At 43.4% G+C, this 25205-nt stretch carries 27 protein-coding genes; 3 read left to right on the forward strand and 24 right to left on the reverse strand.

The annotated features are described in order from the left end of the window. The first annotated feature begins 79 nt into the window (after nt 1–79). Nucleotides 80–253, forward strand: a complete 174-nt coding sequence (locus GJS45_RS00435; RefSeq protein ID WP_202927860.1) for a histone H1 — start codon at nt 80–82, stop codon at nt 251–253. A gap of 57 nt (nt 254–310) precedes the next feature. Here the strand turns inward: GJS45_RS00435 and dapA are convergent, their stop codons facing one another. From dapA to GJS45_RS00485, 10 genes are all read right to left on the reverse strand, one after another. After that, the gene (dapA, locus tag GJS45_RS00440; RefSeq protein WP_162339482.1) at nt 311–1204 is read right to left on the reverse strand and encodes a 4-hydroxy-tetrahydrodipicolinate synthase; all 894 of its coding nucleotides are present in this window, start codon (nt 1202–1204) and stop codon (nt 311–313) included. A 4-nt stretch (nt 1205–1208) separates the two neighbouring features. Further along, nucleotides 1209–1703: a DUF6913 domain-containing protein gene (locus tag GJS45_RS00445; RefSeq protein WP_162339483.1), complete on the reverse strand. Its 495-nt coding sequence runs from the start codon at nt 1701–1703 to the stop codon at nt 1209–1211. 17 nt (nt 1704–1720) lie between these two features. Beyond that, complete coding sequence (gene ligA / locus GJS45_RS00450) at nt 1721–4189, reverse strand: NAD-dependent DNA ligase LigA (protein WP_162339484.1); 2469 nt, start codon at nt 4187–4189, stop codon at nt 1721–1723. 104 nt (nt 4190–4293) lie between these two features. Further along, on the reverse strand, nt 4294–4509 hold the full coding sequence (xseB, locus tag GJS45_RS00455) for an exodeoxyribonuclease VII small subunit (protein ID WP_162339485.1): 216 nt from the start codon (nt 4507–4509) through the stop codon (nt 4294–4296). Continuing rightward, complete coding sequence (xseA, locus tag GJS45_RS00460) at nt 4502–5815, reverse strand: exodeoxyribonuclease VII large subunit (RefSeq protein WP_162339486.1); 1314 nt, start codon at nt 5813–5815, stop codon at nt 4502–4504. Before xseA ends, xseB begins: the two co-directional genes overlap by 8 nt. Nucleotides 5816–5936: 121 nt before the next feature. Next, nucleotides 5937–6386, reverse strand: coding sequence for a Spy/CpxP family protein refolding chaperone (locus GJS45_RS00465; protein ID WP_162339487.1), 450 nt, complete (start codon nt 6384–6386; stop codon nt 5937–5939). A 124-nt stretch (nt 6387–6510) separates the two neighbouring features. Then, a complete protein-coding gene (locus GJS45_RS00470) occupies nt 6511–6885 on the reverse strand; it encodes a hypothetical protein (protein ID WP_162339488.1) in 375 nt (124 codons plus the stop codon). Nucleotides 6886–6918: 33 nt separating this feature from the next. After that, the gene (locus tag GJS45_RS00475) at nt 6919–7467 is read right to left on the reverse strand and encodes an RNA polymerase sigma factor (protein ID WP_162339489.1); all 549 of its coding nucleotides are present in this window, start codon (nt 7465–7467) and stop codon (nt 6919–6921) included. Nucleotides 7468–7590: 123 nt separating this feature from the next. Further along, the gene (fmt, locus tag GJS45_RS00480; RefSeq protein ID WP_162339490.1) at nt 7591–8544 is read right to left on the reverse strand and encodes a methionyl-tRNA formyltransferase; all 954 of its coding nucleotides are present in this window, start codon (nt 8542–8544) and stop codon (nt 7591–7593) included. Between the two features lie 7 nt (nt 8545–8551). Next, on the reverse strand, nt 8552–9766 hold the full coding sequence (locus GJS45_RS00485; RefSeq protein ID WP_162339491.1) for an exo-beta-N-acetylmuramidase NamZ family protein: 1215 nt from the start codon (nt 9764–9766) through the stop codon (nt 8552–8554). Between the two features lie 38 nt (nt 9767–9804). Between GJS45_RS00485 and GJS45_RS00490 the strand changes: the two genes are divergently transcribed. Next, nucleotides 9805–11025, forward strand: coding sequence for an ABC transporter permease (locus GJS45_RS00490; protein ID WP_162339492.1), 1221 nt, complete (start codon nt 9805–9807; stop codon nt 11023–11025). Here GJS45_RS00490 and GJS45_RS00495 read toward each other — a convergent pair. From GJS45_RS00495 to GJS45_RS00545, 11 genes are all read right to left on the reverse strand, one after another. Then, nucleotides 11018–11758, reverse strand: a complete 741-nt coding sequence (locus GJS45_RS00495; protein WP_162339493.1) for a polyprenol monophosphomannose synthase — start codon at nt 11756–11758, stop codon at nt 11018–11020. The two genes, GJS45_RS00490 and GJS45_RS00495, sit on opposite strands and share 8 nt — an antisense overlap. A gap of 117 nt (nt 11759–11875) precedes the next feature. Continuing rightward, a complete protein-coding gene (locus GJS45_RS00500) occupies nt 11876–12697 on the reverse strand; it encodes a tetratricopeptide repeat protein (protein ID WP_162339494.1) in 822 nt (273 codons plus the stop codon). A gap of 237 nt (nt 12698–12934) precedes the next feature. Further along, nucleotides 12935–14035 carry a bifunctional histidinol-phosphatase/imidazoleglycerol-phosphate dehydratase HisB gene (gene hisB, locus GJS45_RS00505; RefSeq protein WP_162339495.1) on the reverse strand — a complete coding sequence of 367 codons (1101 nt, stop codon included), beginning with the start codon at nt 14033–14035 and terminating at the stop codon, nt 12935–12937. Between the two features lie 4 nt (nt 14036–14039). Then, nucleotides 14040–15122, reverse strand: a complete 1083-nt coding sequence (gene hisC, locus GJS45_RS00510) for a histidinol-phosphate transaminase (protein WP_162339496.1) — start codon at nt 15120–15122, stop codon at nt 14040–14042. 1 nt (nt 15123) lies between these two features. After that, a complete protein-coding gene (gene hisD, locus GJS45_RS00515) occupies nt 15124–16416 on the reverse strand; it encodes a histidinol dehydrogenase (RefSeq protein WP_162339497.1) in 1293 nt (430 codons plus the stop codon). 91 nt (nt 16417–16507) lie between these two features. Further along, on the reverse strand, nt 16508–17368 hold the full coding sequence (gene hisG / locus GJS45_RS00520; protein WP_162339498.1) for an ATP phosphoribosyltransferase: 861 nt from the start codon (nt 17366–17368) through the stop codon (nt 16508–16510). Between the two features lie 318 nt (nt 17369–17686). Beyond that, nucleotides 17687–18931, reverse strand: coding sequence for a Rossmann-fold NAD(P)-binding domain-containing protein (locus tag GJS45_RS00525; RefSeq protein ID WP_162339499.1), 1245 nt, complete (start codon nt 18929–18931; stop codon nt 17687–17689). A 280-nt stretch (nt 18932–19211) separates the two neighbouring features. Beyond that, on the reverse strand, nt 19212–20231 hold the full coding sequence (gene arsB / locus GJS45_RS00530) for an ACR3 family arsenite efflux transporter (RefSeq protein WP_202928007.1): 1020 nt from the start codon (nt 20229–20231) through the stop codon (nt 19212–19214). A 74-nt stretch (nt 20232–20305) separates the two neighbouring features. Further along, nucleotides 20306–21073 carry an arsenate reductase/protein-tyrosine-phosphatase family protein gene (locus GJS45_RS00535; RefSeq protein ID WP_162339500.1) on the reverse strand — a complete coding sequence of 256 codons (768 nt, stop codon included), beginning with the start codon at nt 21071–21073 and terminating at the stop codon, nt 20306–20308. A 21-nt stretch (nt 21074–21094) separates the two neighbouring features. Next, entirely contained in the window at nt 21095–21979 is an 885-nt protein-coding gene (locus GJS45_RS00540; protein ID WP_162339501.1) for an arsenite methyltransferase, read from the reverse strand. 42 nt (nt 21980–22021) lie between these two features. Continuing rightward, a complete protein-coding gene (locus GJS45_RS00545) occupies nt 22022–22357 on the reverse strand; it encodes an ArsR/SmtB family transcription factor (protein ID WP_162339502.1) in 336 nt (111 codons plus the stop codon). Nucleotides 22358–22818: 461 nt separating this feature from the next. Between GJS45_RS00545 and GJS45_RS00550 the strand changes: the two genes are divergently transcribed. Then, the gene (locus tag GJS45_RS00550; protein WP_162339503.1) at nt 22819–23298 is read left to right on the forward strand and encodes a hemerythrin domain-containing protein; all 480 of its coding nucleotides are present in this window, start codon (nt 22819–22821) and stop codon (nt 23296–23298) included. Here the strand turns inward: GJS45_RS00550 and GJS45_RS23905 are convergent. The 3 genes from GJS45_RS23905 to GJS45_RS00560 form a co-directional block, all read right to left on the reverse strand. Beyond that, nucleotides 23295–23423 carry a hypothetical protein gene (locus tag GJS45_RS23905; protein WP_262887919.1) on the reverse strand — a complete coding sequence of 43 codons (129 nt, stop codon included), beginning with the start codon at nt 23421–23423 and terminating at the stop codon, nt 23295–23297. The genes GJS45_RS00550 and GJS45_RS23905 overlap by 4 nt on opposite strands. A 3-nt stretch (nt 23424–23426) precedes the next feature. Continuing rightward, on the reverse strand, nt 23427–24347 hold the full coding sequence (locus GJS45_RS00555; RefSeq protein ID WP_162339504.1) for a hypothetical protein: 921 nt from the start codon (nt 24345–24347) through the stop codon (nt 23427–23429). A gap of 152 nt (nt 24348–24499) precedes the next feature. After that, nucleotides 24500–25186: a potassium channel family protein gene (locus tag GJS45_RS00560; RefSeq protein ID WP_162339505.1), complete on the reverse strand. Its 687-nt coding sequence runs from the start codon at nt 25184–25186 to the stop codon at nt 24500–24502. Nucleotides 25187–25205 lie beyond the last annotated feature (19 nt).

Genomic DNA, 25205 nt, shown 5'->3' on the forward strand with positions numbered 1-25205 from the left:
TTAGACTGTATATTTATAAACATTTTAACTATATTGAATCAAAAATTAATCTCATCATCAACCAAATTAACTTTTAATTATGAACAGATTTAGTGAAATCAAGGATCTTATCATGTCGCTGGAAGCTGATTTTGACAAGTTTTACGATAAGAAAAATCAAGCAGCTGGTACAAGGGTAAGAAAAGGCATGCAGGATTTAAAAAATTTAGCTCAAGATATCCGTAAAGAGGTTCAAGACATCAAAAACTCTTAATCTGGTAAAAAAAAGGAACTCAATTTTGAGTTCCTTTTTTTATCCTTTTAATGATTTTTAATCCAGGTGGGGAGAATAGAAATGCTTGCGGTTGACATTACCAGCAGCCAGATTAATCCTGCTTTTTAAGTCTTCAGAAGCCCTAAGGAGTGGTAGTCGAACATAATCACTACAAAGGCCCAACGTTTCCATGAGGCATTTTACGCCTACAGGATTGCTTTCTTCGTACATCAATGGATTTATTTCCAGTAAACTAAACGTTCCCTTTTTTGAGTAAGTGGCGTTTCCGTGGATAATGGATCCAATTATCTCGGGATAGGCATTCGCTAAAACGGAAATTACCCCTTCAGCACCGATACTTCGCATAAATATAGTGGTCATGTCATCACCGGAAAGTAATAAAAAGTCCTCCGGCTTGTTTTTCGCGATACGCATGCATTGATCCAGGTTTCCACTTGCTTCTTTAATACCTATTATATTAGGATGATTAGCAAGACGAAGGGTAGTTTTGTAGTTTATGTTCGACATGGTTCTTCCCGGAACATTGTAGAGAATTACCGGAACAGGACAATGATCCGCAATGGCCTCGTAGTGGGAGAAAATCCCTTCTTGACTGGGTTTATTATAATACGGACTAACGGATAATATGGCATCAATTTCTGAGAAATCGATTGCTTCCATGGCATTTATAATGGCTTGCGTATTATTTCCTCCTAATCCATAAACGATTGGAAGCCTTTGTCGGTTTACTTTTTTAATAAACCGAAGCGCTTCTGATTTTTCTGTTTCCGACAGTGTTGCAGATTCCCCTGTTGTGCCTTGAACGACCAGGTATTCTACGTTCCCATGAATAACGTGTTCGATTACTCGCTCCAATGCAGGATAATCAATGGAACCATCCTCCATAAAGGGGGTCACCAACGCTACACCGGTACCTTTAAACTTTTTCATTATGCTAGTTGATCTGCTTTAAATACTTAATCAATGATGCCGTACCCGATTGTATATCTTTTTTTTCTTCACTTAGCATCAGATCCAGGTAAGGTTTCAGTTCCTCGCTAAAAAAACCCATACTGTAAGACGCTGATTGTAATTGAAGCAGATAAAGGGTAAAGTAATTCAGCTTTTCAGAAGTAAAAATAATCAAATCTGGTCGAAGGGAAAGTAATTGGTTTAGTTTTTCTCCTGGTTTTCCAATTAGTGTGAAATCTTTGTAGGAAAATGCCTGTTGATCTTCCGATTTTTCATCGTAATAATTACCCAGAATTTTAATTTCCTTATTCAAGTCCCGGTGAATAACTTCCGATATCTGCTCAATTTCATCCTTGTTATTACCTAAAATCGCGATGGTTTTAATGTTTTCTATATGCAATAAGATGGACTTTTGGGCCTTCTTTTTCTTTGGTTTTTCCAAAGCATTCTTCACAAAATATTCCCTAATCCATTTCATTATTTTCTTTTAGACTTTTATGATATTTTACAAATTTCAAGAAACGCTTCTTCTGTAATCAACGGAATGCCCAGCTTTAGTGCTTTTTCCTTTTTACTAGGTCCCATTTCTTCTCCCTCAACGATAAAATCCAGATTTTTGGATACCGATTTCACGTAACTGCCACCATGGGACTCGATAAAATCGATGATTTCATCCCTTTTGAAATGGTTCAAACGTCCCGAGGCAAGGATTTTCTTTCCTGCCAATGCCCTGCTCTCCAGATGCATTCCTGATTCTTCCAACTCAAACTGAAGTCCTTTTTCCTTCAATCGTCGGATAATCTTTCCATTTTTTTCATTATTGAAAAACTCCCGGATACTTTGAACCAGGGTTTCTCCTACGCCATTGATGGCCAGAAGTTCCTGATCAGAAGCATCCATTAGATGCGTGATACTTTTAAAGTTTTTTGCCAATAAGACGGCTGTATTTTCGCCGATATTCCGAATTCCCAGAGCAAACAATACTTTTGGAAAGGGTTGGCTAAGTGATACCCGAATGCCTTCCATCATATTAGTTACAACTCCTTCCTGAAAGGTATTCCCTTTAAGCTTATTGATTTGTTCCGCCGCTGCCTCCGGAATTTCCAGTTTTCCCTGGACTAACAAATCATGTACACTGCTCCTGTTTTTAGATTGGGCGATGAGGTTCGGTAAGTTAGCTGTGCCTTCCGGTAGGATGCTGGCCAGGACAAAGGCAACAGGCACAAAATCCGGTACGGAATCAAACACCTGATTTCTCACTAAATCAATCAATTTTTGCAGCCTCAAGGCATTCTCTTTTCCTCTTCCAGGTTTGACTTTCTCCATTTCGGCAAAATTCAAAAGCTTATCGACCAGATTCAAGGAAGTATTCTGATCGAGAAAGCCTTCAATATCTTTTAAGGTAACCTGTTGGGCCAGGGCATACAGGGCTTTTTTTATGCTGACCAGCAAATACCCGTCGCTACTTTTCGAATATTGTTCTTCAGAAATTTCCAGACCAAGCAGGTCATGTTTTTTGTCGGGGAGGTCATAAATATCGGCGGGATTGGACACGTAGCCCTGCTGAATCAATGCGCGTAAACGTTCAGTGCCTAAGGAATCAATATCCATGGCCCTTTTAGATACAAAGTGTTCGATTCTACCCAAAATTTGCGGGGGACAACCGTCCTCATTGGGACAAAAATGCTTGGCCTCTCCGTCTTTTCTTTCCAATGACGTCCCACATTCGGGGCAGGTATCGATATAGGTGATGGGAATACTGTCGTTAGACCTTCTTTCCTGTACAACGCCCGTAATTTTGGGTATTATTTCTCCTCCTTTTTCTACCAGCACCACATCGTCTTCATGCAAATCCAATCGTAAAATTTCGTTGGCATTGTGCAAGGAAGCCCTTTTGACAATGGTCCCTGCCAACGAAACCGGAGAGAGGTTAGCCACCGGGGTAATGGCTCCTGTTCTCCCAACCTGATAGGTGACTGACAGCAACCTTGCTTCTGCACTTTCGGCTTTGTATTTGAATGCGATGGCCCACCTGGGAATTTTAGCCGTAAAACCCAGCTCTTCCTGCTGCCGGTAATCATTGACCTTGATGACCACTCCATCGGTTTCTACCGGAAGATGCTGTCGCTTGTCTCGCCACTCTTCAATGTAAGTCATTACTTCCTCCAGGCCAGCGCATTTCCTAAAAGTAGGGGAGACATTAAAGCCCCAGCTGGTTAAGTTATCAATGGCTTCTTCATGCTTCTTCATGGGGAGTTCATCCGCTATCAACTGATAAAGGTAACAGTCCAGCCTCCTCTTTGCCACAATTGACGAATCCTGCATTTTGAGCGTTCCGGAAGCAGCATTCCTGGGATTAGCCAGCGGATTTTCTCCCCGGCTAATACGCTCATCATTGATCTTGTCAAAAACGTTCCTGGAAAGAAATATTTCACCCCGGACTTCAAAGTAGGGGGGGAGGGATTTTCCCTTTTTTATTACCAAGGGGACGGTACGAATGGTTTTGACGTTTTCCGTCACCACATCTCCTTTGTATCCATCTCCCCGGGTGACGGCTCGTACCAATTGGCCATTTTCATAAACCAGACTTATCGCCACTCCGTCGAATTTCAACTCACACAGGTACTCAAAATCCCGATGTCCCAGCCCTTTCGCCACCCGCTCATCGAAGGCAACCAACTCTTCCTTGGAATACGTGTTTCCCAATGACAGCATGCGTACTGCATGGGTGGCAGTTTCAAAGTTTTTCGTAATCGTACCTCCTACGCGCTGGGTAGGACTATCCGGTTGTTTTAACTCCGGATAAAGCGACTCCAAAAAAACAAGTTTTTCCAACAACTGATCAAACTCAAAATCACTGATTTCGGAACGGTCTTCCTGATAATACAAATGATTGTGATGATTGATCGTCTCCGCCAATGCGGCAATCTGTTTTTCTGCCTCTTCTTTGGGTGGTTTGTTCATGAAAAAAAGGTCCGATTATCTTCCGGCAAATGTACTATTTTTGGATTACATACCATGTACCGCAAACGTAATTCCAGGAAAGTTTAACTGATTTAATTCCTGAATTAATCTTCCGGTTGGTCTTCCTCCAGAAATGAATTTCTTATCTCCTCCTCGGTTGCTTTCAATTTTTTACGGCAAGTTTTGACCAGGGAACCGGCCTCCCGCACCAAACGGGTAAGCTCGTCCATGCCCAAATCCTGTTCATCCAGTTGGGCTACGATGGTTTCCAGTCTTGAAAGTGCCTCGTCGTAGGAGAGGTTTTCCGTGGTCTTACTCATTTTTCTTTATGCTTTTGATTTCAGATGCAATAATGTTTTGCTGACTAAATGTGACGATGTTATCTCCTGGATTCAGATCGGTTCTATGAATGGGCATTCCGTCTTTTTCTGTCCGGGTATAGCCTCTCGCCAGCAGGAACTCCGGGTTTGCACGTTGTATGGCTTTCTCATGTTGGTCCAACCTGCTCTGCGCTTTTTGAATACCAAAATGGCTGGCTCTTTTTAAGGATTGTTGCCGGGTCTCCACCTTTAAAAACATTTTTTCCAACGCATGTAGTGAAAGCCGGTGGGTTTGCCGGGAAAATTGATCCAGGTTGTTTTTCTTTTCGGAAATTTTTCCCTGAAAGAGGCTTTTTAGCAAATGGACTTTTCCCAACAGGCTGTCAGAGCTCTTCTTCAAGGTCTTCTGAGCGTATCTTTCGACGAAAAGCATTTGTCGACGTACCATGTCTTCGTATTCCTGAAATCCCGACAATATAAAGCTGGCAACAGCAGTAGGGGTTTTCAATCGGGTATGCGCTACCATATCGGCTATGGACTCGTCCCTTTCGTGTCCAATTCCGGTAACAATGGGCAGGGCCGCGTTGGCGATGGCTTTTGCCAGTTCATAATCGTCAAAGCAGTCCAGATCGGTTTGAGCACCGCCACCACGGATAAGTACTAGCAGGTCAAAAGGAGCTTTCATTTGCTGCGCTTCTACCTGCTGTATACTCTGAATGATTTCTTTGGCGGCTTCCTTTCCTTGCATGGATGCCTGAAAAAAGCGATAGTGTACCTGGTATCCGTTAGCATTTTGTTCCAACTGGTTCACAAAATCTCCGTAACCCGCCGCTGTTACGGAGCTTATTATAGCGATTTTCTGGCTTACTTTTGGAAGCACGAATTGCTTATTTAGATTCAATAGTCCTTCCGATTTCAACTGATCCAGTATTTCCTGCCTTCGCCGAGCACGTTCCCCCAGAGAAAAATTTGGATCGATGTCCTTTATCACCAGGCTTATACCATAGAGTTCGTGGAACTGAACCGTTACCAGTGCCAGAATTTTCATTCCGCTCTTTAGACGGGTACCCGTGGCCGCTTCAAATTTTCTTTTAATTGCCTGATAGGTATAAGACCAGATATTTCCCCGGATTTTTGCCAAAATTCCCACCTCGGATTTCTCAATGAGGTCCAGGTAGGCATGCCCTTTCACAGCCTCCCTCAATTCGCCAATCTCGGCAATCACCCAATAAGTTGGAGAAAGCGTCGTGTCGAGGGTGTTTTTTATCAGCTCATTTAATGCTACTAGTGATATTGCCTGCTGCATGGTACAAATAAAGAAAAATTACTGGGTATAAACCAAAAAAACCGGCTCATTGCCGGTTCTTAAGGTAGTTTACCATGCCTTGTAAAAAGGTGGTTTCGTTGGTTTATTAGTTGTCGCTGGGTTATTCCCGTGGGTTTTTCTCCCTGTTCCTCCGTTGCATCCGGTATATATGGCGTGTAAAATCTCGATTTGCTTCATTTAATTGCAAAGCTTGTACCGGAGTTAATGCTTCCGACACTTTTTCCATAAATTCTTTTTCCTGATTCAGCAATTCTTGTTGCAAGGAAAAGCGCTGCTCAATCAATTGACTCGCTTCGGCATTACTGATCGACTCCTCTTCCCCTTTTTTGGATATACCGCGCAAATCCCGCATCAGTTCTTCCCTGCTTTCCTGATATTCATTAAATAGCGGCCAGAATCGCTCTGCTTGATCCGGAGTCAGCGAAAGTCGATTAGTAATAAAAGCCACTCTTGCGGCATCCAGCTTTTCTCTATCTATACTTCTTTCCCGCTGCCCATATCCGTTAAGGCTAAACCCAACCAGAAGGACTATAATGATCCATTTTTTCATCTGTTTTTAATTGTCTTTTAGTGGTCACCTGCCTGTCCCGATACCAAATCGGGAGAATCTTTGACGATTAAAATAATCATTGCCCTGTGTGTTTAATGATGATTTTAATCGTGTCGATTTCATATCAATACAAAATTTCATTCAACAACAATTCTTCCCCCTCTTCACCAAGTTGGTAATTCCACTCTTCTTCTGCAATTGCATCCAGCAAATCATTCGGATTTTCTGCCAATAGCAGCACATCTTCTTCGTTCCAAGCTCCCGTACTGATGTAATATTCCACATCTTCATTAATCTCAGCTTGATAATTTACCCATTCAATCTCAGTGGAACGAACCATCAGAAAGAAAAAACCAATGATGCAAACAGCCGCTGCTGCGACCCCACTAAGGTAGAATTGTTTGATCCGTTGTTTCCTTTTTGACAGGATTTTATCTGGAAGACTTTCAAAGTAGTTTTCCGGAACCTTATGTATTGTTTCTTTTGGAAATTTGCTCATACTACGTTTTAGACAGAATTATTACCCAAAGGTTTACTCCTCCTTCAGAATTTCTTCAAGTTTTTTTACAGCATGATGATAACTCGCTTTCAGGCCACCTACACTGGTTTGGGTCATCTTGCTGATTTCCTCATAAGGAAGTTCTTCGAAGTACCTCAAATTAAACACCAATCGTTGTTTTTCCGGCAAGCGAATAATGGCTTTGTGTAGTTTCCGCTGTATTTCGTCGCCATCTACTAAAGGGGATTTGTCCAGGTAGCTCTCCATTACTTCGTGATGATCTTCCATTGAAAAAAAAGTCCATCTTTTTTTCTTTTCCAGGAAATTCAGACTTTCGTTTACAGCAATTCGGTAAATCCAGGTGAACAGGGAGGATTTGTGATTGAATTTATGGATGTTTTTAAATGCTTTAATAAAGGTATTCTGAACCACATCATCGGCGTCTTCATGGATGATGACCATTTTTCGAACCAGGCCATAAACTCGTTTCTGATAGGTTTCGATAAGCACCCGATACCCCTTGTCCCGGGTTTCTGGGGTTTTTATCATCTCTAAAAGTTTTGCATCTATTAAGGGTACCATTCAGAAAGTTAGACCGCGTAAAAACAGGTAAGTTTAATGACCGTTGGAAAATCAATCGATTTTTACGCTAGCCATAGAATTGCCATTATCTATATACGCTATTTGGGTCGTTAAATCCTACTATTACGCAGTTCCTCCTGAGTTTCCATCCCTTTTTGTCAGCGGATTTCCTCGCAAGAAATCTGCAATTCTCATTCGTTTTTTACCCTCTAACTGCAGTTCACGAACGGCCACCATCCCTTTTCCCGTTTGAAAATGAAGGTAGGTTTGATTATCGGTGGCGTATTCCCCGGGGTTCAGATCCGATTCTTTTTGCAGGACCTCACTGTCGAAAATTTTGCATGTTTTGGAACCGATTTTGCACCAGGCAGTGGGATAGGGGGATAGACCTCTGATCAGGTTGTGTATTTCGTATGCAGGCTGCTTCCAGTTGATTTCACAGGTTTCACGGTAGATTTTTGGTGCATGGTGCAGGGATTTAGAGGGATCTTGACGTTTAGGATTCACCGTATCCAAAGCGATGGCTTCTACCGTTTTCAGGACGAGTTTGGCCCCCTTTTGCATCAGTTTATCGTGCAGACTACCGGCATTGTCTTCCGGTAAGATCGATTCTTCTTCCTGAAAGAGTACATTTCCGGTATCAATTTCTTGCTGCAAAAAGAAAGTGGTGACACCCGTTTTATTTTCCCCATTGATTAAGACCCAATTGATCGGTGCGGCACCTCTGTAATCCGGTAGCAGGGAAGCATGTAGGTTAAACGTTCCCAGAGGAGGCATGGACCAAACTACCTCCGGGAGCATCCGAAATGCCACCACTACCTGCAGGTCGGCCCGGAAGCTTTTTAACGTTTCCAAAAATTGCTCATTCTTTAAATTGGGGGGCTGAAGTACGGGTATCCTGTGCATCTCTGCCAGGAGCTTGACCGGGGAGGATTTAGGTTTTCTTCCTCTTCCCTGGGGCTTGTCCAGCGCGGTGATAATGGCCACGATGTTCCAACCTTCTTTGATCAGTAGTTCCAGCGGGGCTACCGCAAAGTCAGGTGTGCCCATGTAAATAATTCGAAGCGCTTTTTTCATCTTGGGCTTATTCGTAAATCAGGTAGTTGGCTCTCATTCGACGGTATTGGTCTAGTTCTTCCTTCCAGGACTCCCGGATTTCAGCTTCATTATCTCCATTCAAAATGGCTTTCCTCAACGCATCCGTTCCCGCCAGTTTATCAAAAAAGGTATTGAAAAAAGCGGGCCCATTATCCGCTATACGATAGGCCTCCAGAAGGTATTTCAGGGTAAATTGATGGGAAAGCGGTTCCGATCGGAGGTCCTTGCCGTAGCAAAGCTTGTCTTGCTGTGGGGGATTTTTTGACATGCCCTCTATGCTTACAGGGGTGAAGGTAAAGTCACCGAATTTTGGGTCCGGATAGCCATAAACCTGAAAAGGAAATAAGGTTCCCCTTCCCAAACTGATATTGGTGCCTTCAAAATAGCAAAGTGAGGGGTAAAGTCGTATAGAAAGGTCATTGGGAAGGTTGGGGGAGGGTTTTATGGGCAATGCATAAGGCTCCGAATGCTTCCATTGATCGATTTCAATGATATCTATCTCTGCCTGGACCCCGTTTTTAAGCCAACCCTCTCCATTGATCATCTGGGCTAATTCACCCACCGTGAGCCCGTGTACGACCGGAATGGGATGCATGCCGACAAAACTTTCAAATCCAGGCTGTAATATGGGGCCGTCCACGTAGTCGCCATTAGGGTTAGGACGGTCCATGATCATCAAAGGCTTTCCTTGCTCTGCGCAGGCTTCCATCAGGTAATGCAAGGTACTGATAAAGGTATAAAACCGCACGCCCACATCCTGAATATCAAATAGCACCACATCCACATCGGACAAGGCTTCGCGGGATGGTTTTTTAGCGTCTCCATATAAAGAGACTAAAGGTAAACCTGTTTGAGGGTCTACTTGATTTTCTACTTTTTCACCGGCATCGGCATCTCCCCGAAAGCCGTGCTCCGGTACAAAGACCTTCTGAATAGCCACTCCTTCCGCTAACAAGAAATCAACCAGATGTTGGTTCTGCTTTTGAGTTAGAACGCTGGTCTGGTTCACGGCAAGGGCTACCCGTTTGTCTTTTAATTTCGGCAAATAAACCTGGGGCCTGTCTGCCCCGGGGCTGATGGGGTTGGCCGAATCCAGGGAATCCATCTTTTGCTCGTCTTCTTTGGAATCGGACCGGCTGGTACAAAAAGTCAGATTCCCGAACAAAAATGTCAATAGAAGTATTAATTTTATATCCTTCATGTTAATTTGCATTTTATCTAACAAAATAAACGACTTCATTGAACCTTTCCTACTTCATTGCAAAAAGAATCAGTTTTAAAAAGACGGGAGGTTTCACCGGTACCATTCATCGGATTGCCGTAGCCAGTATTGCGTTAGGGCTTTCGATCATGATTATTTCGTTTTTGATACTGGAAGGATTTCAAACGGTTATTTCCGATAAAGTTTTTTCTTTTACGGGCCATTACCAGGTCAATAGGTTTGTCATGAGCCAGGCCCTGGATGAGTCTCCAACCAGTACCGAGAGCAATTTTTATACAAATTTTGAACAGCTAGAATATATACGGCATGTGCAGGGGTATGCGAATAAGCCTGCCTTGATCAAGGGAGAAGAGGAGGTAGAAGGAGTGATGATGAAAGGAGTGGGACCTGAGTTTGATAGTGTCTCTTTCAAGAATTCCCTGGTTGAAGGTCGGTTTATCCAATTTTCTGAAGGGCGTTCCGCTTCCAATGAAATCATTCTTAGTTCAAAGATCGCCCGGAAAATGCTCCTGGAACTCGGAGACCAGGTGACGATGTACTTTGTACAGGATCCCCCCCGGTTCCGAAGACTTACTGTAGTAGGGATTTACGAAACGTTTCTGGAGGATTTTGACGATAAAATTGTCCTCGGTGACATCCAACTCATCCGGATACTCAATGATTGGGACAAAGACCAGGTAGGAGGTTTTGAGGTCTTTTTGAACGATCCGGCACAAATTGATCGTTTCCAAGCTGAATTGTACGATTTTATTGACTACGACCTGCGACTGGTAAAGGTGACGGATAAATTTATTCAAATCTTTGACTGGCTGGAGCTGCTTAATAATAATGTGTATGTGTTTTTGGCATTGATTCTCTTTGTGGCTGCCTTTAATATGGTATCGATTTTATTTATCCTGATCATGGAAAGAACATCGATGATTGGACTATTAAAAGCACTGGGCGCAACGAACAAACAAATCCGAAATATCTTTATTTGGAATGGCATCCGCATCATCGGGAGAGGCCTGTTTTTAGGGAACTTAATAGGACTTGGGTTTGGGTTTATTCAGGAACAAACCCGTTGGGTAAGCCTAAATGCAGAAAATTACTACATGAGCTATGTACCGGTATTCTGGGATTGGCCGACTATTATTGGTCTGAATGTGTTGGTATTGGGCGTGACAACCGTCGTGTTGTTCCTGCCTGCGATGATTATCAGTAATGTAAACCCGATCAAATCCATCAAGTTTAATTGACCGGGCGGTATTTTTTAATCATGCTCTTTAGCTTCAGGTAGATCACGCCAAAAACAGCTTCTCTAAAAATATGTTTGGACATTTTCGAGGTACCTCTGGTTCGGTCTGTAAAAATAATGGGCACCTCAAAAATGTCGAATCCTAGTTTCCATGCCGTAAATTTCATTTCTATTTGGAAAGCATAACCGATAAACCGGATTTTTTCCAGATTAATGGCTTCCAGTACCCGGCTTCGGTAACAAACGAATCCAGCGGTTGTGTCCCTGATGGGAATACCGGTAATAAATTGCACGTACTTACTTGCGAAAAAGGACATCAAGACCCTTCCCATGGGCCAGTTAACTACGTTTACCCCTGATACGTACCGGGAGCCAATTACCATGTCGTGCCCATCCCGGAAAGCCGCCTCGTATAATTTGCTCAGATCCCGGGGGTTGTGGGAAAAATCGGCATCCATTTCAAAAATGTATTCGTACCCATTTTGCAGGGCATAGGTGAAGCCCTCCAGGTAGGCCGTCCCCAAACCTAGTTTCCCTTGTCGTTCTTTTAAGAATAAGTTGGAAGAATAAATGGTTTTCATTTCCCTTACCAAAGCTGCCGTGCCATCCGGAGAGCCATCATCGATGACCAACACGTCAAAATGCTCCGGGAGCGCCAAAACTTCACGAATGATGTCCTGGATATTCTCCTTTTCATTGTAAGTAGGGATAATGACTAATTTATTGCTTTTCATATACCGGAAAACAAAAGTAAAATTAAAAACCGTATTTTCTTTGGGATACGGAAAATATTAGCCTTCCAAAGAAGTTAAAAGTTGTAAAAAAAATGGTTTTACCTCAGTTGCTAAGGGTTAGCGACTTTCCGCGCATCGCGGAAGGTTTGATTTGGCCAGAAGATTACCATTCATTGCAGCGGTTTCCAGATCAAAACAGGCCTGGCGTGGATTTTCTTCTATTAAGCAAAGTGCCCTCCTGGCCAAGGCATCGTAGTGTTTCGGTTCTTCCTCCAGTACCCAGTCAAAATCTTCCACAGCCCAATCTATGTAGCCTAGTTTCATCAGGGCAAATCCTCTGTTATAGTGCGCAGTAAGGTTATCCGGCTCTATTTCCAGGTATTTGTTAAAGGAAACAATTGTTCCCAGACCGTCTCCTGAGTAGGCCATGGCAATGCCCTTGTAAAAATAAGGCTCGGGCTCATTAGGTTGGAGATGGCTGGCCTCTTCCAAAAACTCAACCGCACTTTTGTACCTACCGTTTTTGATCAGGGAGCGAGCCAATAACAACAGGATGTCATAATCTTTGGGATCGTGCATGGCGGCCAGTAGAAGGTTTTTTTCTGCTGTTTTCAGATCCTCTTGTTCCCAGGCGATCTTTCCAATGCCAGCATAAGCTTGTGCATAGGTAGGTTCCAGGGCTAAAATTTTATGATAATCTGCCAATGCTTCCCGGTGTAGCCCTAGTTCCTCATAGGACCTTGCACGTAGATGAAGCGCTTTTATATCCGTTCCGCTTATAAATAGGACCCTGTCAAATTCCTTTATAGCCCTTTCATAGTTACCACTTAAGTACAAGGATTCTGCATCTCTGTAGTTACCGATACAACTAATATGGAGAAACAACAGACACCAACAGGTACCATAAAGAGAGGTTAGAGGTAGTTTGGTTATTAACATGTTAGTTTAAATATAGTAAAAATATTTTTCCGAACAAAAAATACCAGCTATTCGATCCAATAATGGAGAGACTTCGTAAATACCGGAAAATAAACGCTTGAGGTTTTAACCACCGAAAAATACTTGGTAAACGGATTCCAGGTCCTGCTAAGTAGGAACCGAAAGCGTACAGCAATAAGAAAAAAAGTGGTTATTTTTTAAAAGGGCTATCCAAACGACAGGATAGCCCTTGGTTTTTTATAAAGTACCCTTGGTGCTGGGAAGTTGATCCAGGGCTTGAAGGTCTTTTCGTACAGCCATTTTGATGGCCCTGGCAAGTCCTTTGAAAATAGCTTCAATTTTATGATGTTCGTTATTTCCTTCGGCTTTGATATTCAGATTACACTTTGCCGTATCGCTGAAGGACTTAAAAAAGTGGAAAAACATTTCTGTTGGCATGTCTCCAATTTTTTCCCGCTTGAAATCGGCTTCCCATACCAACCAGGGCCGCCCGCCAAAATCCACTGCTACCTGCGCCAGACAGTCGTCCATGGGTAATAGAAATCCATAACGATAGATTCCCTTTTTGTCTCCCATAGCCTGAAGGTAGGCCTCTCCCAGGGCCAGCGCCGTATCTTCTATGGTATGGTGCTCGTCTATATGCAAATCTCCGTCTACCTTAATGCTTAGATCTGTGCCGCCATGTTTGGCCAATTGGTCCAACATGTGATCAAAAAAGGGTAAACCGGTATGCACCTGGCTTTTTCCCGAACCATCCAGATTTAGATCAATTGCGATTTTAGTCTCCGATGTATTTCGGGTAATGTGGGCTTTTCTTGGCGGCAATTTTAAAAAAGCATACACTTCATCCCAGGAGTCAAAACACCGGTCCGCATCGGGTTCTTGCTCTTTACCGAAAAAGATAGATTGGCATCCCATATTTTTTGCCAACTGGACGTCCGTTTTTCGATCGCCGATCACATAGGAATTTTCCAGATCGTAATCTCCATTGAGGTAGGAGAGGAGCATACCGGTGCCGGGTTTCCGGGTAGCTGCCTTTTCATGCTCGAAGGTTTTATCAATATGTATGGCGGCAAATACCACCCCTTCCTGCTCCAACGTTTTTAACATTTTGTACTGGGCAGGCCAGAAATCCTCGTTGGGAAAAGACGGGGTACCCAATCCGTCCTGGTTGGTCACGAGTACCAGCTCAAAATCTCCGTCCTCGGCCAACTTACTCAAATTGGTAATGGATCGGGGAATAAACTCTAGTTTTTCGAGGCTGTCCACTTGGAAATCCGTAGGAGGTTCTTTAATAATGGTGCCATCCCGATCGATAAATAATACCTTTTTCTTCATGATTTTATGAATTTACAACCTCGGAAATGGACGGCTCAGATAGAACAGTTTGTAACGCCTGAATTAATTGGTCGTTTTCCAATTGATTTCCTACCGTAATCCGCAGGCAATCCCCACAATGCTGTACGGCTGATCGGTCCCGCACGATTATCTTTTTTTCTACCAGTCGTTGGTACACTTTTTTCGCCTGGGGTACTTTGACGAGAAAAAAGTTTGCCTGAGAGGGATAGACCTTCTCTACTTGCGGTATTTTTTCCAATTGTTTCCGAAGCGACTCTTTTTGGACGAGGATTTCCCGAATCATTTGCTCCAGTTTTTCAGTATTTTCGAGCGCCGCCGCCGCAGTTTCCTGTGTTAGCCCGCTGATGTTATAGGGAGGTTTGATTTTATTGAGGATGGCAATGATATCAGGAGACGCAAAGGCCATTCCAAGTCGCAGCGCCGCCAAGCCCCAGGCTTTGGATAGGGTTTGCATGACGAGCAGGTTTGGAAAATCCTCCAGCATGTTTGAAAATCCCGGTTCTGCACTAAAGTCTATGTAGGCTTCATCGATGACCACCAAGCCATTAAAATGCTCCACTACCTGAAGAATGGATTCCCGTTTCAGCGTATTGCCGCTCGGATTATTAGGAGAACAGATAAAGATTATTTTCGTATGCGCATCAACCGCCTCCAGCACCTTATCAGGTAGTATTTGAAAATCAGGGGTTAAGGGTACTTTTTTTACGAAAACGTCGTTGATTCCGGCACTGACCTCGTACATGCCATAGGTAGGGGGCAGGATGATGACATTGTCCAGCCCTGGCTGGCAAAAAGCTCTGAAAAGCAAATCAATGGCCTCATCGCTTCCATTGCCCAGAAAAATCTGCTTTTTGTCCATCTTTTTCAATTTAGAGAGCTTCTCTTTCAATTCATTCTGGTAAGGATCCGGGTACCGGTTGAAATCCTGTTCGGTAATAGAGCCCAGCGGATTTTCATTGGCATCCAGAAAAATCCCTTCTTTACCACTGTACTCGTCTCTGGCGGAGGAATATGGTTTTAAGGCGGCAATATGTGGACGCAAAAGCGTTTGGAGATCGAATTCCATCTTACTTACTTTTTGAAAGGTGGTTTAAACGAACGGTTACAGCATTTTTATGGGCCTGTAGGTTTTCGTGTTGTGCCATGATTTCGATGGCAGGCCCCAGTAATTGAATCCCTGTGGGGGTGATTTTCTGATAGGTTATCTTTTTTACAAAACTGTCCAATGATACTCCGGAATAGCTTCTGGCATAACCGTTAGTAGGTAGGGTATGATTGGTGCCGGAGGCATAATCGCCTGCCGACTCTGGGGTGAAATTTCCAATAAATACCGAACCGGCATTTACGATGCCTTGAATGGCTATTTCTTCATCATTGACAGCCAGGATCAGATGTTCCGGTGCGTAAGCGTTGATCAGGTCAAGAGCCTGATCCATCTTCTCCATAACAATGGCTACACTATTTTCCAGGGCTTTTTTGGCTATTTTTTGCCTGGGAAGTTCTTCTAGCTGCAGTTCTACAAATTTCAGAACCTTAGTCACGAACTTTTCTGAAGGACCGACTAATACCACCTGACTGTCTACTCCGTGTTCAGCCTGGGATAAAAGATCAGCGGCGACAAACTCAGGTACAGCACTTTCATCGGCATAAACCAAAACCTCCGAAGGTCCTGCAGGCATGTCGATGGCGACTCCCTGCCGGGTGGCAAGTTGTTTGGCTGCGGTGACGTATTGATTTCCGGGGCCAAATATTTTATCTACCTGAGGAACGGAGTCTGTTCCATAGCACATGGCTGCAATGGCCTGCGCACCCCCAGCCTTTACAATTTTTGTAATGCCTATTAAGGAAGCGGTATAAAGGATGGCTGGGTGAATTTCACCCTTTGGATCCGGGGGGGTACACAACACGATTTCCCTACATCCGGCCAATTTTGCCGGAACGCCCAACATTAGTACCGTTGAAAACAGGGGGGCAGTACCTCCCGGTATGTACAAACCTACTTTCTGGATGGCCACGCTTCGGCGCATACAAGTGACCCCTTCCGAAATTTCAGAACTGATGGAAGGCATCTCCTGGAGCTTATGAAATTTTTCAATATTTCGTTTGGCTGTTTGGATTGCCTCCCGTAAATCAGGACTCAGTCGCTCGCCAGCAGCATCCATGGTGCCCTGGTCTACCAGTAAGGAATCGATTTCTGCATGGTCATATTCCAGGGCAAATTTTTTCAACGCTTTATCTCCCTGGCGTTTGACCTTTTTCATGATCGGCTTGACGATCTTTTCTATTGCCTTCATTTTTTGAACGGGTCGGGCCAGTTCTTTTTTCCATGTTTTGCTATCAGGGTTCACCAGGATTCTCATGTTGTGTCGATTATTAGTCCCTTAAATTAACGAAAAGCGATTTAAAATTTCTCAGGCCGGGGGAGAAAAGCAAGCCTCGGTTAGTCTGGATTTAAAGGACCATTTTTTCAATGGGCACGACTAAAATCCCCTGAGCCCCTGCCGTTCTCAATTCTTCTATGTTTTCCCAAAACTGGTCCTCACTAATTACTGAGTGCACGGATGACCATCCTTCCTCTGCCAGGGGTAGGATGGTGGGGCTTCTCATACCGGGAATCAGAGAAATGATTTTATCAATGGATGCATTGGGTGCATTTAAGAGAACGTATTTGTTTTTCTTGCCCTTTTGCACCGCGTCCATTCGAAACAGCAGTTTTTCTACGATTTGCTGCTTTTCAACAGGAAGCGCATTATTGCAAATCAAGACGGCTTCAGATTGGAAGATCTCCTCCACTTCTTTCAAGCCGTTCATCATAAGAGTGGAGCCGGAGCTTACAATATCGCAAATGCCTTCAGCCAGGCCGATGCTGGGAGCAATTTCCACGGACCCACTGATCTCATGTATTTCAGCCTGTACCTGCTTCAATTTCAGGTAGTCACCCAGGATTTTGGGATAGGAGGTAGCGATATTTTTACCTTCAAAATAACCGACCCCTGAGTACTCCTCTCCCTTGGGAATGGCCAGTGATAGCCTGCATTTGGAAAACCCAAGCTTTTTAAGAACCGTTACATCCTTGTTTTTTTCGACCAATTCGTTTTCCCCAACGATTCCCAAATCGGCCACGCCGTCGGCTACGTATCCCGGAATGTCATCGTCTCTCAAAAATAAAAACTCCACAGGAAAGTTGGTAGCAGTGGACTTTAGTTTTCCGGCACCATTGTGAAATTTGATACCACATTCTTTGATAAGCTTTAGTGATTCCTCACTTAGCCGCCCACTTTTTTGAACGGCTATTCTGATATTGTTTTCCATGAATTATTAATACACTGGTGACTATAAATTTTTGAAGGAAATAAATGTTCCCTGCAAGAGGAAGGTCGGACAAATTCCGGAATCAGCAAGAATGGTGACCCGCATGATGCCAGCGAGCATTTGCTAAATGGAAAAATGATGCTGTATGGCAATTGTGCTCGCGGGTCTTCATAATGTTGCAAATTTAATGAGCTATTGCTAACATACAAAATAATAGGTGGATTACTGGCCTAAAAAAAGAGGCCCCAATCGGAGCCTCTTCTACATTAAACCAACCAAACCAAAAAATAATTATACTTATTATGCCATTCTAAAAAATCAATTGCGCATAAAAAATTCATTCACCAGGCGATCGTAATTCACTAAGTCCTTGTATGGTGTATTCGTTTGTATTTTTTTAAGTGACTTCGCCAGAATAACTGCAAAAGAGCTAGGAGATAAGGTTTCTTTTTTAACCGACGGCTTTGCGATGGTTATTACTCTAGGAAATCCGGTATCTGCCTCTCCGATTTCGATTAGTAATTGTTTAGCTGTCTCCAACAAGTCCTCGCCTTTTTTTTTATCTACCAATTGAAAAAAGTGTTTGTTCCGCTGAGCCAGCAGCGGTTTTACCTTTTTTAACCAACGTTTATTTATTTCCATCTTTCCCTGAATCACCTGATAAATGTCAGAAAGCTCGAAAAAAATCAGGTGAGAGTGGGTTTTAAGCAGATCAAATTTATTGCTTTTTACAGCCAGGTCGATCAGCACTTTCATTGAAGAAAATTGGGTAGCTGAAAAATCCGGTATAGACACCTCTTCACCATCCTCTAAAGTCGAAATCAGGATATCGTTTTCCTGAATCACATTCCCCAGCTGCGCAATGGGTTCATAGATGAATTGATTTAATTCATTCGTATTCAGTGCAGCAAATGGTTGTATGTTCTTTTCAACGATGACTATGTTTTCAAAGCCTTTGCTTCTCAGTTTTTGAAACACCTTTTTTCCCAGGGCATTGAAGCCAATGATGGCAATTTTAGGCTGCTTGATCTTTTTCACCAATTCCGAAACCATGTCTGATACCGTAAATGAAACAGAAAAATTGGGTGCCTGGTAACTTACCTCCCCAATTAAAAACTGGTTGGTGCTTTCCAAAAAGTTTTTCCACTCGGCTAACAAGGGTCCTACCGTGCCGACCTGCGCCGAAACTTCAAGTGCATCCATAAAGGCGCCATAGAGCGGAATACTTCCGTAGGTGGTGGCCTGCACTCCGAAGCATAGTTCTGTTAGGTGCGAAAACGCACACTCCTCGTTACAATTCTGCTGAAAAAAATTTGATGCAGGCAATTGTTCGTCCACTTTAATACTCCGAATGGCCTGAAAAATTTCATCTTCCTGACTTTTGGAACTATAATAAAGAATTTCGGTTCGTTCCGCATTAGAAAGTACCATGACCTCGTCTAACGTTGGCCATTGTTTCATTTGCTGTAATAACACCTTGCTTTCTTCCGGAGCTAACTGAAATCCGTTGTCCTGCTGTTTTTGTAAACCAGTACTGAAACTTAAAAGTCTAAACTGTCCCATTGTATGCTGTTTTTTCTTTGCTGTTAATTTTGGAAGGAGTTACGAAGCTCCAACCATTACCGGATTTACCGGCTTAAAAATTTATAGGTTAAAAGTAGCATTTGTATTTCTGTCAGCGGGATTTATTCGATGAACCGGACAGCGCGATCGGTAAATGGGGTAAAAACGGGGTTAAAAAAGTGGGGAAGTATCTCCGTTAAATCCGGAACGGCAATCAAATTACGTTAAACTGATTTTTGAATAAAGGGATTCGCATGGCTGGAAAATAAAGGAATACCCTTCAATATTGCCACCGTTTGGCTAGTTGAACCAATGAAAGCATCACTGGCACCTCAATAAGAACCCCCACAACAGTCGCCAACGCAGCGCCGGAACTCAAACCAAATAAAGCGATGGCCACCGCCACTGCCAGTTCGAAGAAATTACTTGCACCGATCATGGCCGCCGGTGCACAAACCCTGTACTGTAATTTGAGGTATTTTCCCGCAAACCAACTTACAAAAAAGATAAGATAGGTTTGAAGGGTTAGTGGAATGGCGATCAGTAAGATATGTTGCGGCTGCGCAATGATTTGTTCCCCTTGAAAAGCGAAAAGCAGGACCAATGTGGTCAACAAAGCAATCATCGAAAGGGGTTTTAACCTGGGAAGAAACCGTTCTTTTAACCATTCCTCTCCCTTCTGCCTGATGACGAAGCGATTGGTCAAATAACCTGCGATCAAAGGAATTACCACAAAGACGAGTACCGAGGTGATGAGTACGTCATAGGGTACCTGAAAGTCAGTTATCCCCAACAAAAATTGAACAATGGGAACAAAGGCTACCAACAGGATAAGATCATTGACTGAAACCTGAACCAAGGTGTAATTCGGGTCTCCATTGCTCAAATATGACCAGACAAACACCATGGCCGTACAGGGGGCTGCTCCCAGTAGAATAGCTCCGGCAATGTACTCATCCGCCTGTTCGGGAGTTAGCCAGGCACTGTAAAGGTGGTCGAAAAATATCCAGGCAAAAAAAGCCATGGTAAATGGCTTGATCAGCCAGTTAACCACTACCGTTAATCCCAATCCTTTGGAATTACGGCCGACCTCCTTTAAAGACCTGAAATCCACCTGTACCATCATTGGATAAATCATTAACCAAATAAGGATGGCGACAGGGATATTCACGTGGGCTATTTCCAGAGAGGAAAGATAGCCCATTTTGTCGCCAAGAAAGGAGCCGATTACGATGCCTGCGGCAATACAAAGCAATACCCATACCGTCAGGTATTTTTCAAAAAAACCTATTCCCTTCATATAATTTAAATTGTCTTTTAGTGGTCATAAAAGAGGTAAAACCAGGAAACGACGACCACTTCCTACCATATGACTCAGGATTTAACCTGAGACATCAGGTAAAACATTTCGGTAGCAATTTGCCGGGTTCGTTCATCGTAAACGGTGGCCTCTTCTGCTGTTCCATCTGCTTCTTTTGGATCCACATAGGGGATGGGTAAGCGGAGGGAAGCTCCGGGAATAAACGGGCAGTTCTTATCAGCATCGGAACAGGTCATAATGGCCGCAAAGTTTTCGGAGGCATTGAAGGGATCGTCGTATTTTTTGGAAAAACACTCGATTACCTGTCCCTCATCGGCAAAACGTACCTCGTAGTGGGGATTGTCTCCTTTGGTGTGATTTACCCGGAAACCGGCGCGCTCAATGGCCGCCACGGCTCTGGGGTTAAATGCGGTAGTCTCGGTACCTCCGGAATAGGTATGAATACCATCTTCCAGCCCGTAATAGGCAGCCGCTGTAGCTGCCCAAATCTGGCTGAGGTGACTTCTCCGGCTATTGTGCGTGCATATAAAGGTGAGGTTTGCCGGTTCGTTGGATTGCTTTTTTTCCCGAACAAACAGGGCAACCTCGTGTAGCAGTTCCTTGCGGTTTTCTGGAATATCCTCCATCGCGGGAACCAGGGATTGGATGTAATGCGCTAATTCGGGGTAAATGGCTTTTTTATCGGATTTAGTTTCGGTGGACATGGCAGTTTGGATTGGGGTGATTTCAGCTACGTTCATGTTCCCGTTTTCCTTTGTAGTCGGGGAACAAGAGAGGAAGCAGAGAATAAGAACGGAGAAAGGTAGGATAGATCGTCTCATGGATTTTTTCTGGACAAAGCGTTAACAACAGCCGGATCCTTCCTGGCAGGAAGTAGCTTGTATTGCTGATATTTCTATTTTTTGCTTTTTCTCGCTATTTCCAGGCTTGTCCGCATACACGGTAATGCTGTATATGCCTGTTCCGCCCTGATTGAAGGCCGTTACTTCCTCGGGTAAGAGGTATTTCCCCAAAATATCTTCCGGAATGCTTATAGATTTCTCTTTTTGTACAGTGATATTTTGAAAACCTGATTTCTCAATCTGTTCCAGATAGGCTTCTTTTTGAATGGCACCCGCTACGCAGCCGGCATACATTTCAGCATCTTCTTTCAGTGCTTGAGGAAGGTCCCCGACCAATACGATATCGGAAATGCTAAAATGGCCACCCGCTTTGAGCACACGGAAGATTTCTCCAATCACTTTTTCCTTGTCAGGAACCAGGTTCAGCACACAATTGCTGACCACCACATCCGCCACTTCGTCATTTACCGGCATGTCATCAATATCTCCTTCCCGAAATTCCACGTTGTTAAAAGCCAGTTTTTCGGCATTAAGCCGGGCTTTTTGGATCATGGCAGGTGTGAAGTCGATGCCGATTACTTTTCCCTCCGGACCTGTCTCGTGCCGGGCTACAAAACAATCGTTTCCTGCGCCAGAGCCCAGATCTATAACGGTGTCGCCTTTTTTGATGCTCGCAAAATGGGTGGGCAATCCACATCCCAGCCCCAAATCCGCATCTTCCACGTATCCACTCGTTTCGGAGTAGTCGTCCATCATGATGTTGTATACCTTGTTGGTTGGAGTAGTGGCTCCGCAACAGGATGCTGCGTTTTGGGATTTTTCCTGATTGGCAATGCGTGCATAGCGCTCCTTCACCAGATTTTTTAGATCCTTATCGTTTTTCATCGTATTTCCTATTTTGTAAGTGATCGTTTGTATTTTTGTTGCTTAACAGCATTCCCCTGGGATCGCAGTAGGGTATTGGTCAAACAACTCATTAAATTGATTTTTTATTTCAGTCCAGCGTACGGGGTTGATACAATAGCTGATACGGGAGCCCTCTATGGTTCCCTGTATGATGCCCACTGATTTTAGTTCCCGCAGGTGCTGGCTGATGGTCGCTTGGGCCAGGCCCAGTTCCTGTACCAAATCTCCATTGATGCAGGCATTACTTTTTAGTAAATGCTGAATGATCGCCACTCGAGCGGGATGCGCCAAGACTTTGGCTACGGTTGCCAGTTCATTTTGCATCTCATTGAATAAATCGCTTTTGGTTACCCCCATCTCGGCCTTATTTAAGTTAACTGATAAGTACATTGCAATATTACGATGTATATTTTTAAAAGACAAGTTTTGAATTAGAAATATACCTTTTCCATAACCATTGAGGTCTTCGAGACCTCGATGGTTTTTTTCGTTGACGTTCAGTGAAAAGGCGGGGCTGGGGAAACCCCAAACGTCAACCTAACCTTTGAGGTCTTCGAGACCTCGATAGTTTCTCCCTAAAATAAAGTGATGTTGAAAATACGAATATTGTTCTCGTAAAAGACCGCTGGGGTTGGAGAAACCCCAGCGGTCGTAGCCATTGAGGTCTTCGAGCGGTAAGTACTGCAAATAAAGGATATAATTATCTTTTATTTGCAGCATTATTTTTATACTTTAGCCTCTGAAAAAACTGATGGACGTCAGTTTTAATTGCTGACCTTAACCGCTGCTACTTTTAGCATTTCCAAATTCCATTCTGTATGACCAAGCCCTTAAAGCGACATCCATCTTTAATTCCAATCTCCCAGGACCATCATTTTGGGTTACTATTGGCCTGGAAGATCCGGCAGGGAATAAGAAAACAAGTGGAAACCAAGCGGATGGTGGATTACCTGTATTATTTTGTTGAGCAACATCTAGAGCCGCATTTCCAGTTGGAAGAAGAGGTTCTGTTTAGTTTTCTGGCCAAAAATGACCTGATGCGCAAAGAGGCGGAAGAACAGCATGCCTCCATTCGTTCCCATTATACCCAGATTTTTGAGGCCGGTGGAGATACGGAGCGGCTTTCCCAATTTGCAACGGAACTGAAGGCCCATATCCGGTTTGAAGAGCGAAAACTCTTTCAATACATGCAGGTAGAATTGCTGGAAGAAGACCTGAAGAAAATGGAAGCAGCCGTTAAGGAAATTCATCAGAAAGTTGAGGAAGACTGGGAAGACGCATTTTGGGAAAGGAATTAAGAAACCGAATCGCCATTCCGGGCAATCTTCAACAAACCAACGCCCGGCTCTTTTTGGATCAGCACTCCAGTCGAAAGGTGGGATATGGTTAGCTGGTATTCCTCCATTGCCGTTTCAGAAACCATCTCCTAATCTTCCGTTTTATCCAGGGGTTCGATAGTTTCATAAAAGTTGTGTATGAGCAGGATCAAGACACCGAAGGAAATCGCGGAGACGACTAGCACATTATTTAATAAACCTTCCGTCCCAAAGGAAAGCTTGATAAGGATAGTCGAAATAACAAAGCCCGAATTCCTTATGACGGAGCGAAAGCTGGAGGTATGCGTATAAGAAATCAAAAGCAACAAGACATCGCTTAAAATCAGAATGGTGAAAAATTCGTCAAAGAAAATATTATTGATATCCTTAATGGAATCCACCTTGTGGGATACATCAAAAAACAGTTGGTTAAAATAGTTACCAAAACTGTATACGGCAAGAAAGAACAAAACCACAATCAAGACAATGGCAAGCTTCTTTTTCGTTTTTATAAACCGCTGGGTTTGCTCTTGCTGAGGTAATTTCCCCTGTTGCACCGCAGTCCGTTTGCTATTTAAGTAGTAAAAAATAAATATCAGGGTAAAAATAATCAGGGTGGCCCCGATATCATAGGTGAATTGCAAATCGTCCTGGCTACTGAACCAACTCTTTTGTAAATCCAACTGGGCCAGATCCTTGAACAGCCTGCGTATTAGGATTAGCAGAATTATTTCGTACTGCTTTCCAATATAGAAGGTAATGGATTTTGGTAGAAAGTAGACCAGTAAGTAAACCTCGTAGACGAGAATAAACGAAAAAGGCGTATAAATGGAAGCGATTGGATTGTCCAAAAGGCCAGGGGCGTAATCCGCTTCAAATATCCCAAGTTTAGACAGGATAATAAGCAAAAGATGAATGATGAAGCCTACCACTGCTATGGTGATGATTACTTTTTCGCTTCTTTCTTTCGTTTTTTCAGACAACAAGGCCTTGGAAGCGTTGTTCCAGAAAAGGGTGGCTCTACCTGGCATTTGATTTATTTAAGGAATAAACTCCTTCCAAACCATATCGTTTAAAAAAATAACTCTACTGAATCTATAGTTATGATTATCAAAAAATGGAAATCAGATGTAGCCTCTAAAAATCGAGTAGGAGTTCGTTTGCACTGTAGACGTTAGCCCATTTATCTTTGTTTCAAAAAATCCTGTAAATCCTTATTGGCACCATAGAGTACCAGAATATCCGATGCTTCAAGGTTTTGATCGGGGGTAGCGATGCCTTGAATCCTGAATTCCGTTCGGCTTTTACCCAGGACACTTTTTACTTCCGTTTTTTTCATGATGGTGAGCACCAGCAAGTTGTACTTAAGTCTGAAACCAACTTCCCGAATGGTATTGCCCACGCACTCTTTCGGTACGTTGGCTTCAATGATGCTGAAATCATCACTAAGCTCGAAGGAATCAACCACATTGTTAAGGCAAAGCTTCTTGGCCCAGCGCTCGGCGGTTTCTTCTTCCGGGTGAACGATTTCGTCAACGCCCAGCGCTACCAGTACTTTTTCATGAAGGGGATTGATGGCCCTACTGATCAAACGCTTCACTTGCATGTTTTTAAACAGGGCGGTGGTCATGATATTCGAACCCTGGTCTTCTCCGATAGCCACGATGACCACATCTGTGTCGTCAAGAGGCAAGCCGGAAACGGTAACATCCTCTGTGGCATCCATGCAGATGGTGTGCGATATTTTTTCCTTATACAAATCGACTTTCTCCATTCTGTTGTCTATGCCGATCACCTCATTACCTTGAAGAGTGAGTTTTTGGGATAGAGAAGCACCAAAATTGCCTAGTCCTACGATGATAAATTTCATATGTTTATAATTGTCTTTA

It is taken from the genome of Cyclobacterium salsum, from assembly GCF_010119245.1.
Lineage (GTDB): Bacteria > Bacteroidota > Bacteroidia > Cytophagales > Cyclobacteriaceae > Cyclobacterium > Cyclobacterium salsum.

What these genes read in the sequence shown, in the direction of transcription:
- GJS45_RS00560 (WP_162339505.1), bottom strand. Translation starts at nt 25,186, where the DNA reads ATGAAATTTATCATCGTAGGACTAGGCAATTTTGGTGCTTCTCTATCC.
- ligA (WP_162339484.1), bottom strand. Translation starts at nt 4,189, where the DNA reads ATGAACAAACCACCCAAAGAAGAGGCAGAAAAACAGATTGCCGCATTG.
- GJS45_RS00555 (WP_162339504.1), bottom strand. Translation starts at nt 24,347, where the DNA reads ATGCCAGGTAGAGCCACCCTTTTCTGGAACAACGCTTCCAAGGCCTTG.
- hisD (WP_162339497.1), bottom strand. Translation starts at nt 16,416, where the DNA reads ATGAGAATCCTGGTGAACCCTGATAGCAAAACATGGAAAAAAGAACTG.
- hisB (WP_162339495.1), bottom strand. Translation starts at nt 14,035, where the DNA reads ATGAAGAAAAAGGTATTATTTATCGATCGGGATGGCACCATTATTAAA.
- GJS45_RS00470 (WP_162339488.1), bottom strand. Translation starts at nt 6,885, where the DNA reads ATGAGCAAATTTCCAAAAGAAACAATACATAAGGTTCCGGAAAACTAC.
- arsB (WP_202928007.1), bottom strand. Translation starts at nt 20,231, where the DNA reads ATGAAGGGAATAGGTTTTTTTGAAAAATACCTGACGGTATGGGTATTG.
- GJS45_RS00465 (WP_162339487.1), bottom strand. Translation starts at nt 6,386, where the DNA reads ATGAAAAAATGGATCATTATAGTCCTTCTGGTTGGGTTTAGCCTTAAC.
- fmt (WP_162339490.1), bottom strand. Translation starts at nt 8,544, where the DNA reads ATGAAAAAAGCGCTTCGAATTATTTACATGGGCACACCTGACTTTGCG.
- GJS45_RS00485 (WP_162339491.1), bottom strand. Translation starts at nt 9,766, where the DNA reads ATGAAGGATATAAAATTAATACTTCTATTGACATTTTTGTTCGGGAAT.
- xseB (WP_162339485.1), bottom strand. Translation starts at nt 4,509, where the DNA reads ATGAGTAAGACCACGGAAAACCTCTCCTACGACGAGGCACTTTCAAGA.
- GJS45_RS00500 (WP_162339494.1), bottom strand. Translation starts at nt 12,697, where the DNA reads ATGTTAATAACCAAACTACCTCTAACCTCTCTTTATGGTACCTGTTGG.
- GJS45_RS00445 (WP_162339483.1), bottom strand. Translation starts at nt 1,703, where the DNA reads ATGAAATGGATTAGGGAATATTTTGTGAAGAATGCTTTGGAAAAACCA.
- GJS45_RS23905 (WP_262887919.1), bottom strand. Translation starts at nt 23,423, where the DNA reads ATGGTTTCTGAAACGGCAATGGAGGAATACCAGCTAACCATATCCCAC.
- GJS45_RS00435 (WP_202927860.1), top strand. Translation starts at nt 80, where the DNA reads ATGAACAGATTTAGTGAAATCAAGGATCTTATCATGTCGCTGGAAGCT.
- GJS45_RS00495 (WP_162339493.1), bottom strand. Translation starts at nt 11,758, where the DNA reads ATGAAAAGCAATAAATTAGTCATTATCCCTACTTACAATGAAAAGGAG.
- dapA (WP_162339482.1), bottom strand. Translation starts at nt 1,204, where the DNA reads ATGAAAAAGTTTAAAGGTACCGGTGTAGCGTTGGTGACCCCCTTTATG.
- GJS45_RS00525 (WP_162339499.1), bottom strand. Translation starts at nt 18,931, where the DNA reads ATGGGACAGTTTAGACTTTTAAGTTTCAGTACTGGTTTACAAAAACAG.
- GJS45_RS00535 (WP_162339500.1), bottom strand. Translation starts at nt 21,073, where the DNA reads ATGAGACGATCTATCCTACCTTTCTCCGTTCTTATTCTCTGCTTCCTC.
- GJS45_RS00540 (WP_162339501.1), bottom strand. Translation starts at nt 21,979, where the DNA reads ATGAAAAACGATAAGGATCTAAAAAATCTGGTGAAGGAGCGCTATGCA.
- hisG (WP_162339498.1), bottom strand. Translation starts at nt 17,368, where the DNA reads ATGGAAAACAATATCAGAATAGCCGTTCAAAAAAGTGGGCGGCTAAGT.
- GJS45_RS00475 (WP_162339489.1), bottom strand. Translation starts at nt 7,467, where the DNA reads ATGGTACCCTTAATAGATGCAAAACTTTTAGAGATGATAAAAACCCCA.
- xseA (WP_162339486.1), bottom strand. Translation starts at nt 5,815, where the DNA reads ATGCAGCAGGCAATATCACTAGTAGCATTAAATGAGCTGATAAAAAAC.
- GJS45_RS00550 (WP_162339503.1), top strand. Translation starts at nt 22,819, where the DNA reads ATGACCAAGCCCTTAAAGCGACATCCATCTTTAATTCCAATCTCCCAG.
- hisC (WP_162339496.1), bottom strand. Translation starts at nt 15,122, where the DNA reads ATGGAATTCGATCTCCAAACGCTTTTGCGTCCACATATTGCCGCCTTA.
- GJS45_RS00545 (WP_162339502.1), bottom strand. Translation starts at nt 22,357, where the DNA reads ATGGGGGTAACCAAAAGCGATTTATTCAATGAGATGCAAAATGAACTG.